Source organism: Sphingomonas sp., from assembly GCF_042096255.1.
GTDB lineage: Bacteria > Pseudomonadota > Alphaproteobacteria > Sphingomonadales > Sphingomonadaceae > Sphingomonas.
The window spans coordinates 53,022-69,352 of record NZ_JBELLZ010000001.1; the positions used below are offsets into that span (position 1 = coordinate 53,022).

The 16,331-nt window shown below is 69.0% G+C and carries 14 protein-coding genes; 5 read left to right on the forward strand and 9 right to left on the reverse strand.

Annotated elements, in window-relative coordinates:
- Positions 1-2: 2 nt before the first annotated feature.
- The 8 genes from ACFDTH_RS00290 to ACFDTH_RS00325 form a co-directional block, all read right to left on the reverse strand.
- Positions 3-2,150, reverse strand: a complete 2,148-nt coding sequence (locus ACFDTH_RS00290; protein ID WP_375285492.1) for a GumC family protein — start codon at positions 2,148-2,150, stop codon at positions 3-5.
- A 24-nt stretch (positions 2,151-2,174) separates the two neighbouring features.
- A complete protein-coding gene (locus tag ACFDTH_RS00295; protein ID WP_375285493.1) occupies positions 2,175-3,476 on the reverse strand; it encodes an outer membrane beta-barrel protein in 1,302 nt (433 codons plus the stop codon).
- Between the two features lie 88 nt (positions 3,477-3,564).
- Positions 3,565-4,044 carry a hypothetical protein gene (locus tag ACFDTH_RS00300; RefSeq protein ID WP_375285494.1) on the reverse strand — a complete coding sequence of 160 codons (480 nt, stop codon included), beginning with the start codon at positions 4,042-4,044 and terminating at the stop codon, positions 3,565-3,567.
- A 31-nt stretch (positions 4,045-4,075) separates the two neighbouring features.
- Positions 4,076-4,672 (reverse strand): polysaccharide biosynthesis/export family protein, encoded by a 597-nt coding sequence (locus ACFDTH_RS00305; RefSeq protein ID WP_375285495.1) that lies wholly within the window; start codon positions 4,670-4,672, stop codon positions 4,076-4,078.
- 222 nt (positions 4,673-4,894) lie between these two features.
- Positions 4,895-6,238 carry a cell wall hydrolase gene (locus ACFDTH_RS00310; protein ID WP_375285496.1) on the reverse strand — a complete coding sequence of 448 codons (1,344 nt, stop codon included), beginning with the start codon at positions 6,236-6,238 and terminating at the stop codon, positions 4,895-4,897.
- 47 nt (positions 6,239-6,285) lie between these two features.
- Positions 6,286-6,963 (reverse strand): transglutaminase-like cysteine peptidase, encoded by a 678-nt coding sequence (locus ACFDTH_RS00315; RefSeq protein ID WP_375285497.1) that lies wholly within the window; start codon positions 6,961-6,963, stop codon positions 6,286-6,288.
- A gap of 39 nt (positions 6,964-7,002) precedes the next feature.
- Positions 7,003-7,518 (reverse strand): glycosyltransferase, encoded by a 516-nt coding sequence (locus ACFDTH_RS00320; protein WP_375285498.1) that lies wholly within the window; start codon positions 7,516-7,518, stop codon positions 7,003-7,005.
- Positions 7,515-7,910, reverse strand: a complete 396-nt coding sequence (locus ACFDTH_RS00325) for a UDP-N-acetylglucosamine--LPS N-acetylglucosamine transferase (protein WP_375285499.1) — start codon at positions 7,908-7,910, stop codon at positions 7,515-7,517. Before ACFDTH_RS00325 ends, ACFDTH_RS00320 begins: the two co-directional genes overlap by 4 nt.
- A 304-nt stretch (positions 7,911-8,214) precedes the next feature.
- Between ACFDTH_RS00325 and ACFDTH_RS00330 the strand changes: the two genes are divergently transcribed.
- Positions 8,215-9,333 carry an acyltransferase family protein gene (locus ACFDTH_RS00330; RefSeq protein ID WP_375285500.1) on the forward strand — a complete coding sequence of 373 codons (1,119 nt, stop codon included), beginning with the start codon at positions 8,215-8,217 and terminating at the stop codon, positions 9,331-9,333.
- Here ACFDTH_RS00330 and ACFDTH_RS00335 read toward each other — a convergent pair.
- A complete protein-coding gene (locus tag ACFDTH_RS00335) occupies positions 9,266-10,387 on the reverse strand; it encodes an acyltransferase family protein (protein ID WP_375285501.1) in 1,122 nt (373 codons plus the stop codon). The genes ACFDTH_RS00330 and ACFDTH_RS00335 overlap by 68 nt on opposite strands.
- Before the next feature lie 278 nt (positions 10,388-10,665).
- Here ACFDTH_RS00335 and ACFDTH_RS00340 point away from each other — a divergent pair, with 278 nt between their 5' ends.
- The 4 genes from ACFDTH_RS00340 to ACFDTH_RS00355 all read left to right on the forward strand — a co-directional run bounded on the left by ACFDTH_RS00340 (position 10,666) and on the right by ACFDTH_RS00355 (position 16,296).
- A complete protein-coding gene (locus ACFDTH_RS00340) occupies positions 10,666-12,639 on the forward strand; it encodes an acyltransferase family protein (RefSeq protein WP_375285502.1) in 1,974 nt (657 codons plus the stop codon).
- 104 nt (positions 12,640-12,743) lie between these two features.
- On the forward strand, positions 12,744-13,847 hold the full coding sequence (locus ACFDTH_RS00345) for a glycosyltransferase (protein WP_375285503.1): 1,104 nt from the start codon (positions 12,744-12,746) through the stop codon (positions 13,845-13,847).
- The gene (locus tag ACFDTH_RS00350) at positions 13,844-14,944 is read left to right on the forward strand and encodes an acyltransferase family protein (protein ID WP_375285504.1); all 1,101 of its coding nucleotides are present in this window, start codon (positions 13,844-13,846) and stop codon (positions 14,942-14,944) included. Before ACFDTH_RS00345 ends, ACFDTH_RS00350 begins: the two co-directional genes overlap by 4 nt.
- A gap of 2 nt (positions 14,945-14,946) precedes the next feature.
- Positions 14,947-16,296, forward strand: a complete 1,350-nt coding sequence (locus tag ACFDTH_RS00355; protein WP_375285505.1) for an O-antigen ligase family protein — start codon at positions 14,947-14,949, stop codon at positions 16,294-16,296.
- The last annotated feature ends 35 nt before the right edge of the window (positions 16,297-16,331 follow it).

A 16,331-nucleotide genomic window follows, 5' to 3' on the forward strand; every position in this document is an offset into this window, starting at 1 on the left:
CCTCAGCGCGCGCGATAGTAAGTGGCGTACTTGCTCGAATAATACATGCCGCCGATCGCCTCCGACGACGGATCGACCATCGAGAAGATCCCGCCGATCACCGTGGCGCCATCGCTCTGGAGCTGGTGCACCGCCGCGCTCAGCGCCCGCATCGGGGTCTTGCCCCAGCGTACGATCATCACCGCGCCATCGGCGAGGGCGGCGAGGACGCGCCCGTCGGCAAGACCGAGCACCGGCGGCGCGTCGATGATGATATGGTCGTAGCGCGCGGCAAGCGCGCCAAGCAGCCCGGACATCCGATCGCCGTCGAACAGGTTCTCCGAGGTATAGTGCGGGCGGGTGACGAGGAGCAGGTCCAGCCCCTCCACCGCATCGCGTACGATCGCCTCTTCCGTGCGCGCCTCGCCGGCGAGCACGTCGAGCAGGCCGTGTGTGCTCCCCGCGCCGGTCAGTCCGTGCAGCGCGGCGCGGCGCACGTCGGCATCGATCAGCAGCGTCCGCGCGCCGCCGGTCGCAAGCGCGCGCGCAAAGGCGAGCGCGGTGGTGGTCTTCCCCTCGGCGGGAAGCGCGGAGGTGAAGGTGATCGTCTTGAGCACGCGCGACGTGCGCACGCCATAGATCGAGGCGCGGGCGATGCGCATCGATTCCGCATAAAGGCTGGTGGACTTGTCGAGCACCAGGTTGGCGGGGCTCTGCTTGCCCGACACCTTAGGGACCGCGGCCAGCACCGGCAGGCCGAGGTGCGATTCGAAATCGGCGACGTTGCGGATGCCGGGGACGAGCAGTTCCTGCGCGATGATCGTCGCGCAGCCACAGGCAAAGGCCACCAGCAGCGCCGTCGCCAGCATCAGCGCGCGGCGCGGCGAGGTCGGCGCGGGCGAGGCAACGGCGCGATCGATGATCGTCGCCGGCGCGATCTCGCTGCGCTGCGCCTGCATGCTCTCCAGCGAAAGCTGCGACATCTTCTCATAGGCCTCGCGCTTGGTCGCGGCCTCGCGCTCCAGGCTGTCGGCCAGCACGCTGGCGCGGGTGTTGGAAGCCTGCTGCCCTTCGAGCTGGCGCATCGAGCCGCGCAGGCTGGCCACCCGCGCGTCCGCGGCGCGCGAGGTTGCCTCCAGCGACGCGACCGCGCGATTGGCTTCCGCCTTGATCTGGACGTCGAGCGCCTGGAGCTGTTCGTTGACCTTGATGCTCTCGGGATGGCGCGGGCCGTAGCGCGACGAGACCTCGCCCAGCGCGCGCAGCACCTCGGCGCGCTGGCGCCGCAGGTCCGAAATCACCGGCGAACTGCGCACCTCCGCGACCGAATCAAGACCGCCGCGGGCGACCTGCGCGCGCGCGGCGCTCAGTTGCGCGCGGGCCTCGGCGGCCTGTGATTCGGCGGTGGCGAGCTGAGTCGATAGCGGACCGACCTGCTGGTCGACGATGGTTCCCGCCGCGCCGCCGCGCACCGTTCCGGTCCGCGCGCGATATTGCGCCACGCGTGCGTCGGCCGCGCGCACCTGGTCCGCCAGCTCGGCGAGCTGGCGCTCGAAGAAGCTCGCCTGCGTTTCCGCGGTGCCGACGCGGTTGCCCACCTTGGTGCGGATATATTCCTCGGCAAAGGCATTGGCGATGTCCGCCGCCTTGCCGGGCTCCTCCGCCTTGAAGCCGACGTTGATGACATAGGTCAGCCGGTCGCGGCCGACGCTCAAGTTGCGCTTCACCGCGCGGGCAACCGCGGTCTGGCGCTCCTCCGGGCTGATCGGGCGGGTGTTCGCCGCATCGGGTGCGGCGGCGAATTCGGGATCGTTGCCCAGCCCTAGCCGCGTCACCACGGCGCGGGCGATGTCGAGCGAGTTCAGCACGGTGACCTCGGTCTCGACATATTCCGAATCGATGTTCGACGGATTCGAGTTCTGCGCGCGCGCCATGGGATCGCGGTCCGGATCAAGCTGGATCCGGGCCACCGACTGGTAGTGCGGCGTCATCAGCATGATGAAGGTTGCCGCCACGCCGAAAACGACCAGGGTGACCAGGCCCAGCGTCAGCCAGCGCCGGCGCAACACATCCATCAGCGCCTTGACGTTGTCCGCGAGGCGGATCTCGTCGCCATCGCCTTCGTTCGAGCCGCTCATGGGATTGATCACCTGATTGTTGCGCTGCAGCATATGCGTGGCCCGATGGACTTGCAATCAGAGTCGGAAGGAAAGGCGTGTCTCGACACGGAACTGTTTCGGATTGCCGTTCACGACGAAGTCGTTGCCGTTTCGCGCAGAATAGGAGGCCAGGATGTCCGCGGAGAGCCACCGTGAGATCAGGTACCGAGCCTGGCCGCTGACCCGATAGATGTAGAAGCCCTCCTTCGAGTCGATGTAATCCTGATAGGCGACGTCTCCCGCCGCGCTCAGGATCAGGTTGCGGAGGAGCTCATGGTCCACGCCCATCGACAGGCGATTGTCGAAATAGGCCGCGGTGACGCCGATCTGGGAGTCCTGGATGATCCGGCGGACGCGGATGTTGAACGTGGTCAGTTCCGAATAGAAATAGTCAACGCGCGCATCGGCGGAGAAGCCGCTCACGTCGCGAAACTGCGGCGAGTTGAACTTGCGCCAGGAATAGCCGAGCGCCACCGTGCCGCGCAGAAAGGCAGGCAGGTCCATGCTCACGCCGCCGACGACGCGATACCCATCCGAATCGCGGTTGGCGATGCCCGGGGCGAGCAGGGTATCATATGCGGTGTCGGCGTAGCTCGCCTGGACGTAGACCGAGGTCACCGGGGTCAGCGCCCGTTCCGCCTGGGCGACCACGCCGTTGATCGTCCGGTTGCGGTTGGATTGATCAATCACCGTGCCTTCGCCGAAATCGACGTCGTTGAAGTCGAACCGGTTGCGGTTGTAGGCGAGCGCGAAGCGATTGCGGGCCCTGCGGAACTCGGCGCGGGCCGAGAGCAGGCTGTAGTCGTAGCTCGACAGGGCCGACACGCTGGCGTCGACGTTGCCCGAGAACGGGCTTTCGAACACCCGACCCGCCTGTGCCTCGCCGGTGATGGAAAGGTCGCCGGTCGCATCGAGGCGGCCGAGCAGGCCGGTGCTCCAATTGTCCTCGTTGCGGACCGAATAGTCGAAGAACCGGCGGAAGCGGCCATTGGCGGTCGCGGTCAGCGAATGGCGCACCCAGTCCGACTGGACCCGGACGCCCGGCTCGACCACCGCATAGCCTGCCGAGGTCGGGTTTTCCTCCGACAGGAAGATGTTGTCGTCCGCACCCAAGCCGATGTCGAGCCGCGGGAAGACCAGGAAGCCGCCGGCTCGGATACCCAGCGCATCATAGTCGGGCCGCGCGCGCTCCCGGACGCTGACGTTGCGGTCCCGGCTGAACTCCGGCGGGGTGGTCGGCTGGATCAGGATGTCGCTGTCCTGCGCCGCGCAGACAGCCGGGGCGGTTGTTGCGAGCGCGGCGCCGGCGATCACCAGTGCCGCGCGTGTGTGGCGCATGCCTCGTGCCCCTGCCCGATGCTGCATCGGTTGCCGTCCTGCTGCCATAGAACGCCCGCTCCGATCCCCGATCCGATCCATGGTCACGCTAGCGCGGCGTGTAGTTCGACGATCCGCCGCCGATCCCGACCAGCGGGCCGGAGAAGCCGCCGCCGAACAGGTCGCCCTCGCCGCCGCCGCGGTTCACCGTCGCCCCCGTTCCGATACCGTAGGAAAGTCGCACGTTGCTGATCGCTGCGGCCAGGTTGCGGTGACTCGCCGAACCGCCGGCGCAGTTCAGCGCCAGCGAGACGATGCGGCCGATCTGCCGCTTGTCGCGGCTGCCCTGCAGCGTCGGCGCCTGGCTAATCGCGAACACGACCGCGCTTTCCAGGTCGATCGTGCTGGCGCCGCGCGGCAGCGTCGCGATCGAGCGGATGATGGTCTGGCACAGGTCGCGCGCCGCATAAGCGTCGCCGGTCAGGTGCACCGCGGGGCGCTGCGGGCCGGCGACCGCCGGTGCGGTGCCGAGCGTTGCGCCGATCGCGGCCAGCAGCCCCATGCTTGTCCCGAAACGATGCCCTGTCATGTCTCCGCTCCCTGTCTTTTCTTGTTCTCGATCAGAAATAGCGCTCGCCAAGCCGGATCGTGTCACCCGGATAGACGCGCAGGTCCGGCGTCAGCTTGTAGGCGACCTCCTGGTCCTCGCCGCGGCGGCGGATGAAGATGCGGCCCTGGTTGGCGCGCGGGGTGAAGCCCTGCGCGCTGGCGACCGCGTTCATCACCGTCAGCCCGTTGACATAGGGGTAGGTGCCGGGGGCCTTGACCTCGCCGAGGATGTAGTACGGGCGGTAGGCAGTCACCTCCATGCTCACCTTCGGATCGCGGAGGTAGCCGTCGCCGAGCTTCGCCTGGACCTCGTTCGAGACCTGGTCCACAGTCTTGCCGGTCGCGGCGAGATCGCCGATCAGCGGCAGAGACAATGCGCCGTTGGCTCCGACGGAGAATTCGCCCGACAGCCCGGGCTCGTTGAACACCAACACGCGGACCTTGTCGCCGACGCCGAGCCGGTACGCTTCCTCGATATTGGCCGCGGCGCCGACCCGGTCGCCCGGTGGCGACACCGCGCCGTCACTGGCGCAGGCGGCCGCGAGCAGGCCGAGGGCGCAGATCACCATCCACCGGAACTGCGCATGAACGCGGGCAAATCGGGTCATCGTGCGATCATTCCCCTTTTGGCACCGGCCACGCCCGGCAAGGGACCTGCCGGGTCTAGCGGGCCCTCTTCCTTCAAACCCCAGTGTCCCTGAAGCCCCGGTTCGATCCGACTCGGCTGCTGACGCACCGGCGCGACCGTCCAGCCGCCGATTTCCCCAACAAACCCGGTAAACGCAAGATGAATCTTGGAATTGGCCGTCCCGGGGCAGGATGGCGTATGCTCAGCCCTCCGGCTGGAAGCCGGGGGGCAGGCATTGCGCCTTGTTGCGACGCTCGAAGGTCGCGCAGTTCCAATAGACCAGCTCGCGCGCGCGCGACCGATCGGAGAAATAGTAGAAGTCGGGCGAACCGCCTTCCCAGCGGACCCGGCCGAACGCGCCGCCGTCTACCCGGCGCGCGGCGCCCTTGAAGCCCACCACCGTGCATGCGCCGGTGCGCGCGCGGCAAAGGTCCAGTGCGGTCAGCGCCAGGCTGCCGGCGAAGGTATCGGGCGCAATCGTTACCACGAACACGCCGGAGGCGGGGTTCACCGCCGCCAGTGAGGCCCCCCGCAGCTCGGTCGGCGTGCCGGCGGGGGGCGAGGCTGCGGCGGCGCTTGAGGCCGGAACGGTGGTGATCTCGTTCTCCGGGCCGGACAGCGCGCCCTCCGGCAGCGTCAGCCCGCGGTGCGCCAGCGAGAGCGGGCGCATCAGCGCGATTTCGGGTTCGGTGCCGGCGTGGGGCTGGCGGAACGCGCCCGGGCGGCCGCTGCCGCCGGGCCACCGGTAGAACAGGTGCGTGCGGATCTGCGCGGCCTTCACCACGCTCCGGTTCCAGTTCGGCACCACCCAGTCGGTGTGGTAATGCGTCGACCAGCCGACCGGTGCGAACACCGTGCCGCCCAGCAGCGCTGCCGCCATCGCCTGCGCCCGGCCCCAGGCGGCCGGCGCGGGCGTGCGGCGCGCCATCGATCCGTCGCAGGTGAAGGTGAACTGGCAGCCGGTCGCGCGCGCCGAACCCTGGAACACCACGCCGCACACGCTGGCCGGGAAGGAGGGGTGGCGCAGGCGGTTGATCACCACCTGGCCGACCGACTCCTGCCCCAGCGCGTCGTCGCCCGCCTCGTACCACAAGGCCGCGGCGAGGCAGTCGAGCGCGCGCGACCGGTCAAGCGCGGAGAGCGTCAGGCGCAACGGCGCCGCCGCCGGGTTCGGTTCGGTCGAGAAGGGGATCGCGGCGTTGATCTGCCGTGCGGTCTCGCGCGGCACGTCGAGGAAGGTGACCTCCGCCACCGGCGGCGCGGCGGCAAGGCTGGCCGATGCCCGGTCGGGAACGGGCCGGAGCGGCCCGCCGCCGCGACCCGGCTCCGGCGCCCGTCCGAGCAGCACCAGCGCCGCCACCGCCGCGGCGACCGCGAGGCCGAGCACCAGCACCAGCAATGCGGCGAGCGTGCGCGGCGAGGCCAGGTTGGCGCGCGCCGGTGGCATGTAGAAGACCGCCTCGCCCTCGGCCCCCGGCGGCGGCCGGTCATCCCAGATCGCCGCGGCCGGCACGTCGTCACGAGAGGGGAGAACGGCCCGATGCACCGCGCGCGCCTATCACGCCGGCGGTGCGGGGGCGAGATGCGGCGGGATCAGCCCTGTGCGAGGGCGGGACGGGTCCAGATCAGCGGATTGCCTGGCACCTGAAGCCGCAGCCAGCTGTAGCCGCTGCGCGCCCAGGGCCGCACCCGCCCGGTCAGGCTGTCGAGGACGACGTCGCCGGTGGCGGTGCGCGCGACCAGCACGGTGTGCAGCCCGACGCTGCGGCGATACACCACCGCCAGGAACAGGCCCGCCTCGTCGAGGCCCGCGGCGATCAGCTGTGCGCGCTTCTCCAGCGCGATGTCCTCGCAGTCGCCGGTCGCGCCGGGGCCGCTGCCGGTCGGGCGCCAGAGTTCGTCGACGCCGAAGTTGACGCTGTCGGGCCGCTGGCGGACCGCGCGGTTCACCCGCCGGTTGATTGCGCGGATCAGCGGCAGCGGGTCGGGCGTGGCGGCGGGCAGTGCTTCGGACGTGGCGGGCGCGAGGGTCCCGTCCGGCACGTCGCGGATCGCGGCGGTGCTGATGCGCGCGCCGCTGCCGGCGTCCGCCAGCGGCGCGGCCGGGCCGCCGCAGGCGTCGCGGTCGCGCCCGCACATCTCCAGGAAGCCGACCGGCGCATCCGCGGCATCGCCGAAGGTGAGGAAGGGCGGCTGCCATGACCGCGCGGCCGCGGGCGTGCCGCCGGCCGCGAACAGCCCGATCAGGATTGCCACCGAACGTATGACCATCGCGACGCTCCCGGTATGCTCCGGGAGGCGTGTCGCAGATCAGGCTTTCGGTTCGGTAAATGCCGGCTGGGCCTCGCCGGCGAGAAAGGCGTGGAGCCGATCGGTGAAGGCGCGCGGCGCGACCGGGGAGATGCGGTCCGATCCGGCCAGCGGCGCGCGGATCAGCCGGGTCATCTCCTGCTGCAGCGCGGCTTCCGTGTCCGCGATCTGGAGCCCGGCGGTGCCGCGGAACCGCGCCGCGGTGTGCAGCTGGTGATCGGTGGTATGCTCGCGCTGCGCCGCCTGTCGCGGCAGCAGCACCATCTGCTTGCCGATCTCCAGCGCCTGGAGGATCGATCCCATGCCGACATGCGCGACGAACAGCGTGCACGCGCCCAGCCGCCGCTGATAGTCGCCCGGCGGCACCATGCGCGCCCATTCGCCGTGTTGCGGCTCGTATGTGCCCTCGCCGATCTGCTGGAAGACGGGAATGTCCGGGTTCGCGCCCGCCCATTCGTCCACCGCGCGGGTCAGCCGGTCGAACGGCAGCATGGATCCGACGGATGCGAAGATCATACCACGCGCCCCCAGCATTCAACGCCTTCCGCCTCCGCGACATCCGGCCATTGCGAGAGCACCTTGGTCGCGACCTTGCGGGCGAGGCGGCCCGAGGTCGACAGGCGCTCGCCGTTCGCGATGCTGTCGACCCACAGGGTGCGGCAGCCCATCAGCCGGCCGAGCAGCAGGAAGGGCAGCGCCGGTGCCGAGCCGGTGGTGATCACCGCCTGCGGCCGGGCCCGGCGCAGGATGCGCCACGCGGTGATCATGGTCGGCACCAGCGGGCGGAGGTCGAAGCGGGAGGAATCGGACACGACATGGACCGTCGCGCCGTCCACCATATGCTCATACCCGGCGAGGGTGGAGACATAGGTCACGTCGAAGCCGTCGAAGGCGGGCCGCATCCGCATCAGCTGGATCCAGTGGCCGCCTCCGGAAGCGACGGCAAGCAGGCGCGGGCGATCCCGCGCAAGATCACGCACGTTGTGCATCGGTCCCCCAGCCTGTGGCCGGCGATCCCGCTGTGCAGGTCCGCCACGCCCGCTGAATGCAACAGCGCGCCGGAGATGTCCACGCGGCACAATGGGACAGTCCGGCCCCGGCGCGCACCAAAGGCCGCTTTGCAAGCCGGGCGACGCGGCTTAACGATCGATGCCGTTGAGCGGGCGGGGTTTCCAGGCCGGCGCGGCTTGGTTCAGGGGGTGATCGGGGGCCATGGCGACGCAGGGGCACAAGCCCAGGGGCATTCTGCCGGGGATCCAACTGCTGCGCGGCTGGGCCGCCATCTTGGTCGTGATCTTCCACGCTAACGGCATGATGGGGCACGCGCCTTATTTCGGCACGCATCCGTTCGTGCTGGGGGACGTGGGTGGCTTCGGCGTCGCGGTGTTCTTCGTGATCAGCGGCTTCATTATCGCGATCGTCGCGCTTGACCCCGCAGGCGCGCCCACCATGTCGCTGCGCGACTACGCCATCCGCCGGTTCATGCGGATCGTGCCGTTCATGTGGCTGTGCGTGATCGGCTACAATCTCCTCAGCTTCGCCGGCACCCGCGAGATGGAATGGGCGCCGTTCCTGCGCGCGATGGTGGTCTGGCCGGTGGGCGAGCTGAAGCCGAACGTGCTCTGGTCCCTGCGCCACGAGTTCCTGTTCTATCTCCTGTTCGCGTTGACGATGCTGCTGCCGGTGCGGCGCCCGTGGGTACTGGCCGCGTGGTTCGCGGCGCCGCTGGTGCTCTGGCTCGCGCTGCTCCCGTTCCCACTCGAAACGACGCCTTGGCATCCGTATCGGCTCGAGATCGTGCGGGTCGTCCTGTTCGGCAGCGAATCGGGCGCCAATCTGCAGATCGGGGCGGGCTTCCTGCTCGGCTTGGCCTGGCTGGCGGGAAAGCCGGCGCTGCGCGAGCGCGTACCCTATGGACTCGGCGTCGCCACTGCCGCGGTAACTGCGGGCGCACTGATCATCATCGCCGAGGGATCGCCGCCGGGCCTAGCGCGAACGGTGCTCTGGACCGGGCTGAGCGCGGGAATCGTCTACCTCGGCATCGTCGGGCGCGCGCCAGACGGGCCACTCCGACGGATGGGGATGCTGCTCGGCAACGCGTCCTTCGCCATCTATCTCGTCCACAATCCGGCGCTGCTGGTGCTGCTGGAGGCGAGCAAGCGGGTCCGTGGGCTCCTGCCGCTGCCGGCGTTTCTGGTCGTCTTCGTCGTCGCCGCCACCCTGGCCGGGGTTTTCGTTCACCTGCTGGTCGAGAAGCCGCTGATCAGCTGGCTCGCCCATGGCCGGCGGGTGGCGCCGTGGATGCGTCGTCGCCCAGCTGATCGGCAGTGAGCGGGCGGCGGCGGCGCATCAGCTGGTTCAACGGGCGCTCGACCAAGCGATAGCCGAGCAGCCCGGCGACCAGCCCCGCGACCATCGCGACGCCGATCATGGGGATGGTCAGCGCATCGGGCAGGCGCAGCGCGATCGAGGTGACCGCGCCGATCGCGAACATGTGGAACAGGTAGATCGAATAGCTGGCGTCGCCGATGTGGAGCCACGCCGGCGATACGCGCCGGTGTCGCTGGTCCACGATCGCCAGCAGCAGCGCCACGTGCGCCGCGCAGGCGACGACCAGCAGCACCTGTGTCGACACCAGCGGCCGGATCAGATGGTAGAAGCCGATAATGTAGAGCAGTATCGCGGTGGACAGCGCCAACAGCGCGGCAATGGCGCCATTGCCCAGCAGCAGGCGCCCGCGCAGGTTCAGGACGCCCAGCCACACGCCCGCCACGAACCCCAAGGTGTCGATCTGCGTGTAGAAGCGCGGCACGGCGCCCTCGAACGACACCGCCATGCCCAGCAGGATGCATGCGACGAAGAACAGCGTCAGCGTCACCGCCCTTGCCATCAACCCGAGCGCGAAGGTGAAGGCGAAGATCAGGTAGAAGAACATCTCGAAGTTGAGCGTCCACCCCAGGCGGAAGATCGGCACGATGCCGGCCTTGCCCGCGGGATCGTACATCGGGATGAACAGCAGCGAGTGGATGAGGTGCTTGAGATCGAACAGCGTGCGATGGAAGATCTGCGGCACAAGCAGGGTCAGCGCGGTCACCAGCAGCGTCACGAACCAGTAGATCGGCGCGACCCTGCGCACCCGGCGGCTCAGAAAGCGGCGCGGGTCGAAGCTGCCGGTGCCCGTGGTCTGCACCATGATGAAGCCGCTGATGATGAAGAACAGCGTCACACCATAGCGCGCGCCCAGCTGCCATGCCTCGCTGGTGGCGCCGCCCAGCCGGTGGTCGACCGAATGGCCGACGATCACGGTGGCGGCGGCGATTGCGCGACCGAGCTGCAAACCGTCCAGGCGGCCCGGCACGTCAACGGGGGCGGTTCCGTTCGCCACGATCGATCTTTCCTCTGCTGAGACCCCAGGCCGCGCGTGAACCGCGCGATCCATAAACGCAGACTGGCCGGGCCGGTGCAAGGCCCGGGACCGCCGATCCGCGCCCTTGCGGGCCGCGTGACGGCCGCTGTCCGGAAATGGTCCACTCCCCGTCCTCTTCGCGCCTGCAACACGACAGTCATCGCATTGGCAGGATTGAGAAGCTTGTATATCGTGGCGTTAACGGTTCGGATCGTGACGCACTGCGGGGGGCTCTCGTGACGGCCAGGTTGGCGGCGATGGAAGATTGGGATCGTGCGGCCCGCGCCCCGGCGCGTGCTGCGGCGCACCCGGCCTACCGCCCCGAGATTGACGGTCTGCGTGCGCTGGCGGTGGTGCCGGTCGTGCTGGGACATGCCGGAGTGCGCGGCTTCGGCGGCGGCTTCATCGGTGTCGACATCTTCTTCGTCATCTCTGGCTTTTTGATCACCGGCATCCTGGTTCGTGATCTACGCGCCGGCCGTTATTCGATTGCGGGATTCTACCGCCGGCGCATCCTGCGCATCTTCCCTGCGCTGTTCGCCTTGCTGGCGGCGGTGACCGTCGTCGCGGTCGTGGCGATGCTGCCGACCGAACTCGTCCGCTTCGCCCGCTCGCTCGGGGCCACGGCGCTGTTCTGGTCCAACATGCAATTCTATTCGGAGAGCGGCTATTTCGACGCTGCCTCCACTACCAAGCCGCTGCTGCACACCTGGTCGCTCGCGGTGGAGGAGCAGTTCTACATCTTCTGGCCGCTGCTGCTGGCAGCGGTGGGCGCGGCGCGGCTGCGCCGGCTCGGGCTTGTCGTCGCCTTGGTGAGCGCGGTGTCGCTCGCCGCGTCGGCGGTGCTGATCTTTTACGACATATCGGCCACGTTCTATTCGCTGCCGACCCGGACGTGGGAGCTTGGCCTGGGCGCGATCCTGGCGATCGCCGGCAGCCGCTACCGTCGGCGCTGGGCGGCGGAGATCGGTACGGCGATCGGGCTGGTGCTGATTCTCGCCTGCGTATGGCGCTACCATGAGTTCATGCTTTTCCCTGGTCCGGCCGCGCTGGTGCCGTGCCTGGGCGCCTGCCTGCTGGTGTTGCCGGGAACCGCGATGTCGACGGTCGGCCGGGTCTTCGCACTTGCGCCGGTTGCCTTCGTCGGGCGGATTTCTTACTCGCTCTACCTGTGGCACTGGCCGGTGATCGTGTTCACCGACACGGCGCTGCTCACCTCCAACGACGACCCGCTCATCAAGGCGGCCGAGGTCGCGGTCTCCTTCCTGCTCGCCGCCGTGTCGTGGCGCTTCGTCGAGCAGCCGTTCCGCACCGGCGCGGCGGCCTGGCCCACCCGGTCGGTGCTGCTCGGCGCCGCCGGCGCGGTCGCCATTGCGGTGAGCGTCTCGGGCGGCCTTCTCGCGCTGCACGGACTGCCGTGGCGCTATTCGCCGCAGGAACAGGCGATCGGCGCCTATCTCGATCTCGATGTCGAACGGGCCTACCGCCGCGGCACCTGCTTCGTCGTGTCGCAGAATGCCAGGATAGCGCCGGACTGCTATGTCACGCGCACCCGCAAGCCGGTGGTCCTGCTCCTCGGTGACAGCCACGCCGCCCACCTCTGGCCCGGCTTCGCCGCGAACCGGACCGACTTCGAGGTGCTGCAGCTGACGGTCGCCGGCTGCCGGCCGCTGGTCCACCCGTCGCCATCGACGATCTGCCGGCAGACGTTCAATCGCATCCTGCTGGACTGGGCGCCCCGGCACCGGCCGGCGGCCGTCCTGCTGTCCGCTAACTGGCGGGCCGACGATCTGGAATATCTCCGCCGAACGCTGACGCTGCCGCCGGTCCGCGCGCTGAACCCGATCGTCATCGGCCCGATCCCTCAGTACGATGTCGCGCTCCCACGCCTCCTCGCCCTTTCCGCCAACCGCCAGGATCCGGAGCTCGTCAGGCGTTCGCAGCGTGATGCGCCGTTCGCGATGGACGCACGCCTCCGGGCGCTAACGGTGAGAAGCCGGGTGTCCTATGTCTCCTTGGTGGATGCGTTGTGCCACGGGAGGACGTGTCGGACGCTTGCGGCGCCGCTGATCCCCATGCAGTTCGACTACGGACATCTGACGACGGAGGGATCGCGCACGGTGGTGCGGGGCATCCTGCCGCAGATCGAAGACATACTCGGGACAGACGGCAGCAAGGCCGGCGGTCCCGGGACGGAACGGGAGCGAAGTCCGGCGATCGAGCGATCGTGATTGCCTATGCGGGGTGACCCGAATAGGCACCCGCACGAGAGCTTCGAACGACGGCCTTTGGGGGTACGCAGCGGTTGGCTGCGCAACAGTGGGCGGGAAGGTGCATGGCGCGTTCGATCATTTTCCTCGTGTCCCATTCCTCCGCCGGCGGCGCGCAGGAGATCTGGGCGAACCTGGCGGAGGCGTTCCGGGTCCGCGGCGATGCCGTCCGGCTGATGGCGCTCTATCCGCTGCGCGAGACGGTGCGGGAGACCTCGGCCGACCTGCCCTGGCGCTATGTCGTCGACGCCCGCCCCGGCAATCCGCTCGCCATGGCGCGGATGCTGCGCCGACTGGTCGCGATCTTTCGCCGCGACCGGCCCGATCTGGTGGTGACGGCGATGCCCGCGGCCAACGTGCTCGCCGCCATCGCCGCGCGCCTCGCCGGGCTGAAGGGGCGGGTGGTCACCTCCCACCACTCGCCTGCTGAGACCCACAATCCCGTCCTCAACCGGATCGATGCCGTTGCCGGATCGCTTGCCAGCGTGCGCTCCATCGTCAGCGTCTCTGACAGCGTGGCGGGGACGCTGGAGAACAAGCCGGCGCGCTATCGCGCCAAGCGCCGCACCATCCCCAACGCGCTGCCACCCGCGATCGAGGACCGGCTCGCGATCCTGGCGGAGGAGCGCGCCGGCAAGTCGCGGGGCCGCACGGTGGTGGCGACCGGCCGGCTGGCCCATCAAAAGAATTACCCGCTGCTGATCCGCGCCGCGGCGCACATGCCCGACGTCACCATCGACATTGTCGGCAATGGGCCGGACGAGGAGGCGCTGCGCGCGCTGGCGGCGGACCTCGGCGTGGGGGATCGGGTCCGCTTCCTGGGCCATCGGCCACGCACCGAGGCGATCGGCATCCTCGCCGGCGGCGACGTGTTCGCCCAGGTCAGCCATTTCGAGGGGCACAGCCTGGGCCTGATCGAGGCGGCCAAGCTGGGCCTGCCGCTGGTCGTGTCCGACGTGCCGGTCCAGTTGGAGGGGATCACCCGGTCCGACGGCGAGCGGTGCGGGCTGGTCGTTCCGGTGGACGAGCCGGCCGAACTCGCCCGCACGATCCTGACGCTCGTCGACGATGCCGACACGCTGGCGCACTGGGGCGCACGCGCGCGGTCGCTGGCGGACGAGGCGACGTTCGGCGCGATGGTGGATGCCTATCGGGAGCTGGTGCCATGACCGCGCCGGTGGCGGCGCCCGCGCGCAAGACCGTCTATATCGTCCAGGTCCTCCGCGGCATCGCCGCCGCGGCAGTCGCCGTTTACCATACGCACCTGATCCTCGCGAAACCGGAATATGGCGGGGTCGCGGTGTTCGGATCGGTTGCGGGCTATGGCTGGCTGGGCGTCAACTTCTTCTTCGTGCTGAGCGGCTTCATCATCCTGCTCGCGCATTTCCGCGACATCGGCCAGCCCGCTCGTGCAGGCCCCTATGCCTGGCGCCGCTTCGTGCGCGTCTATCCGATCTACTGGATCTTCACGCTGGCCTATATGGCGGCCGCCACCGTCGGCCTGGGCTCGCCGAGCTTCGGCTGGGATTTCCCGAACCTGCTCTCGACATTCACCCTGATCGTTTTCGACCCCGAGCCCCAGCCGCCGCTGCAGGTGGCGTGGACCTTGTTCTTCGAGATCATCTTTTACATCGCCTTCCTGGCGCTGATCGTGAACCGGCGGTTCGGGCTGGTGGTGTTCGCTGCCTGGCCGGTGGCGATCCTGGTCAATGCACTGGTGCTCGGCCGGACGAACTTCGGCCCGTTCAACATGTGGAACATCTACTTTCTGTTCGGCATGGGCGCCTATCTCGCCTACCGGCATGCGGCCGGCCGCTGGATGATGCCCATGCTCGCGGTCGGCGGCGTCCTGCTGGTGGCGCTCTTCGCGCTCGGGCTGGTGCCGACGCGGATGGTCGAGGCGCAGCACGATCCCGTCCTGCTCCTGTATCTTGCCGGCGTGTTCGCGCTGCTGCTGGCCAGCGCCACATTGTTCGAACGGGACCGGGCGCTGCGCTTTCCAGCGCCGCTGCTGCTGCTCGGCGATGCCTCCTATTCGGTGTATCTCATCCATTCGCCGGTCCTCTCGGCCTTCGCCACCCTCAAGCAGAAGCTCGCCGCGGACCTGCTGCCCGCCTGGGCCACGTTCGCGGTGGCGCTGATCGCCTGCCTGACCGCGGGCGTGCTGGCCCACCTGCTGATCGAGAAGCCGGTGCTGAGGCTCGTTCACCTCCGCGTCGGCCGCCTCAACCCTCCCGCCAGCGCCGCTTCGCGGCGCGGCGCCTGACCATGCACTCCACCGTCGGGGGCCTGTCCCGCGCCGGCGGGGAGGCGCGCCCGGTTCATCGGTTCACCGGACTGCCCCCCGTGCGGGCGGACGCCGCACCGCGCGGCAACCTGCTGCACGGTATCGTGGTGGTTGCGGTGCTGCTGTTGTCGCTGTTCGGGCCCGTGATGAGCATGAAGGGCGACGGCGGGCACGCCAGCGGGGAGGGTAACTCCACCCGCCAGCTTCTTTACGTGGCCAGCATGCTGCTGGCGGTGGCGGGAGCGCGGCCGTGGCAACGACCGGCCCGGCTGCTGGTGCTGCCGGCGTCGATGGTGGTGGCGCTGGCCTGGTGCTGGGCATCGCTCGGATGGTCGATCGATCCGGGCAGCTCGCTGCGCCGCCTAGTGCTGACGACCATGCTGATCTGGACCATCTTCCTGTCGGTCGACGGGCTGGGCTATGCGCGAACGGTGGTGCTGATGCGGTCGGTGCTGCTGGCGGTGCTGATCGTTAACCTGCTGGCGGTGGTGCTGATGCCCGGCATCGGCATCCACCAGTCGCAGGACGTGCACGATCCCGGCCTGATCGGTGCCTGGCGCGGCGTGCTGGGGCACAAGAACTTCGCCGGTGCCGCCGCGGCGGTCACCATCCTGCTCCTCGTCTTCGCCGGATCCGGCATGCGGCGGTGGACGCGCTGGGGGGCGCTGGCACTGTCGATGATCTTCCTGATCGGCAGCCTGTCCAAGACCTCGCTGGGGATCACAATGGTCGCCATCGGAGTGGGCATGGCCGTGAAGCGCTACAACCCCAAGCTCCTGCCTTTCGCCCTGCCGACGCTGATCGCGATCGCGGGCGTCGCCCTGCTGGGCATCGATATGGGCTTCGCGCGAATGGCGGGACAGCTGTTGTGGGACCCCAACGCCTTCACCGGCCGTACGGAGATCTGGCTGCCGCTGCTCCTATACGTCCGTGACCATCCGCTGACCGGCGCCGGCTTTGGCGCCGTGTGGAACATCGGCGACGCCCGCGAGCCGATCTTCCATTATGCCAGGGGATGGGTGACGCTGCAGACCAGTGCGCACAACGGTTTCCTCGACCTGGTGGCGCAAGTGGGCATTCCGGGTTTGGTCCTGGGCCTCACGTCGCTGTTCCTGATCCCGTTAGCCCGTCTGTTCGCCACTCGTACCTTTGCACCCAGCCGTGCGGCATTGTTGGCCGCGATGCTGGTGTTCGCGTTCGGCCACAACTTCACAGAATCGAGCCTATTCGAGCGCGACATCATCGTCCACGTCTTCCTGATCTTCACGATCGCCCTGATCAGGGACGTGGTGCGCAGTCCGCCATTGCGCCTGGCGCGCGCCCGACGATGATCGCGTAGAAACAGCGGCGGGGAGGACGGCAAGCC

Bases quoted from the DNA above. Each gene is read 5' to 3' on its own strand.
- ACFDTH_RS00290 (WP_375285492.1), bottom strand. From the start codon at position 2,150: ATGCTGCAGCGCAACAATCAGGTGATCAATCCCATGAGCGGCTCGAAC.
- ACFDTH_RS00295 (WP_375285493.1), bottom strand. From the start codon at position 3,476: ATGCGCCACACACGCGCGGCACTGGTGATCGCCGGCGCCGCGCTCGCA.
- ACFDTH_RS00300 (WP_375285494.1), bottom strand. From the start codon at position 4,044: ATGACAGGGCATCGTTTCGGGACAAGCATGGGGCTGCTGGCCGCGATC.
- ACFDTH_RS00305 (WP_375285495.1), bottom strand. From the start codon at position 4,672: ATGACCCGATTTGCCCGCGTTCATGCGCAGTTCCGGTGGATGGTGATC.
- ACFDTH_RS00315 (WP_375285497.1), bottom strand. From the start codon at position 6,963: ATGGTCATACGTTCGGTGGCAATCCTGATCGGGCTGTTCGCGGCCGGC.
- ACFDTH_RS00320 (WP_375285498.1), bottom strand. From the start codon at position 7,518: ATGATCTTCGCATCCGTCGGATCCATGCTGCCGTTCGACCGGCTGACC.
- ACFDTH_RS00325 (WP_375285499.1), bottom strand. From the start codon at position 7,910: ATGCGGATGCGGCCCGCCTTCGACGGCTTCGACGTGACCTATGTCTCC.
- ACFDTH_RS00330 (WP_375285500.1), top strand. From the start codon at position 8,215: ATGGCGACGCAGGGGCACAAGCCCAGGGGCATTCTGCCGGGGATCCAA.
- ACFDTH_RS00340 (WP_375285502.1), top strand. From the start codon at position 10,666: ATGGAAGATTGGGATCGTGCGGCCCGCGCCCCGGCGCGTGCTGCGGCG.
- ACFDTH_RS00345 (WP_375285503.1), top strand. From the start codon at position 12,744: ATGGCGCGTTCGATCATTTTCCTCGTGTCCCATTCCTCCGCCGGCGGC.
- ACFDTH_RS00350 (WP_375285504.1), top strand. From the start codon at position 13,844: ATGACCGCGCCGGTGGCGGCGCCCGCGCGCAAGACCGTCTATATCGTC.
- ACFDTH_RS00355 (WP_375285505.1), top strand. From the start codon at position 14,947: ATGCACTCCACCGTCGGGGGCCTGTCCCGCGCCGGCGGGGAGGCGCGC.